General features: G+C 64.4%; 2 protein-coding genes. Both read left to right on the top strand.

Annotation, left to right across the window (positions count from 1 at the left end; translation table 11 throughout):
- Window positions 1-49: 49 nt before the first annotated feature.
- Window positions 50-817, top strand: coding sequence for a triose-phosphate isomerase (gene tpiA, locus EN935_RS36385; RefSeq protein ID WP_127374253.1), 768 nt, complete (start codon window positions 50-52; stop codon window positions 815-817).
- A 170-nt stretch (window positions 818-987) separates the two neighbouring features.
- On the top strand, window positions 988-1,271 hold a 284-nt coding region (gene secG, locus EN935_RS36380), incomplete at its 3' end, for a preprotein translocase subunit SecG (protein ID WP_127374252.1).

Below are 1,271 nucleotides of genomic sequence, written 5' to 3'. Positions count from 1 at the left end.
ATTTTGGTAGTGAGGGCCAGAGCCCGATATCGCCCGGAGAAGCAAACCCATGACACCAGGAATTCGCCCGCTCGTCGCCGGCAACTGGAAAATGAACGGCACCAGTGCCTCGCTCAACGAGCTCAGGATGATCGGCAACGGTTTCATGAGTGGGCTCGATGCGGAGACCGAAGCGCTGGTTTGCGTTCCCGCGACCCTGCTTGCCCACGCCGCGGAGATCCTGTCGCGCACGCCGGTGCATGCCGGCGGCGAGGATTGCCACACCAAGGAGAGCGGCGCCTACACCGGCTGCATCTCGGCGGAAATGCTCAAGGATGCCGGCGCCAGCCATGTCATCGTCGGCCATTCGGAATGCCGCGAGCAACGCGGCGAGGATGACGCGACGGTCCAGGCCAAGGCCTCCGCCGCCTGGCGCGCCGGGCTTGTGGCCATCATTTGCATTGGCGAGACGCAGCAGCAGCGTGAAGCGGGCGCGACGCTCGACGTGCTGTCGCGGCAGGTCGACGGCTCGGTGCCGCCAAGCGCCACCCCGTCCAACACCATCATTGCCTATGAGCCGGTATGGGCGATCGGCACCGGCCTGACGCCGACCGCCGCCGATGTGGCTGAAGCACACGCACATATCCGCGAAAAGCTCTCGGAAAAGCTCGGCAGCCTTGCGGCGAAGGTGCGCATTCTCTATGGCGGCTCGGTCAAACCCTCCAACGCGGTCGAACTGCTCGGCGTCAGAAATGTCGACGGCGCCCTTGTCGGCGGCGCCAGCCTGAAAGCGGCTGATTTTCTCGCCATCGCCGAGGCTTATCGCAATATTGCTTGAAGACATTTGCCACGCCGGACGGGGCTTCCGGCGCCGGAAATCGTTGCAAAGGGCGGGTTGCTTCCCATATTCCGGCCACGGGCTTGGAAATGCCGTCAAAGCATTGTATTGAGCCGCCTCCAATTCACCGGTCGTGTCCGCGGCCGGGCAAGGCCTTGCCAGGATAAACTATGGAAACCGTACTGATCGTCATCCATCTCATGGTCGTGCTCGCCCTTGTCGGCGTAGTGCTGCTGCAGCGTTCCGAAGGCGGCGGCCTCGGCATCGGTGGCGGATCCGGCTTCATGACCGCGCGCGGCGCGGCCAATGCGCTGACGCGTGCGACGGCGATCCTGGCGGCTGCCTTCTTCGCCACGTCGCTGACACTGTCGATCGTTGCCCGCTACGGCGAGAAGCCGATCGACATCCTCGACCGAGTGCCGGCGACATCGGATGGTGCCGGCAAGGGCGTGCT

The sequence above is a fragment of the Mesorhizobium sp. M7D.F.Ca.US.004.03.1.1 genome (genome assembly GCF_003998635.1).
Classification (GTDB): domain Bacteria; phylum Pseudomonadota; class Alphaproteobacteria; order Rhizobiales; family Rhizobiaceae; genus Mesorhizobium; species Mesorhizobium loti.
The sequence above is the reverse complement of the archived record's forward strand: the minus strand, read 5'-3'. Positions and strand labels throughout refer to the sequence as shown.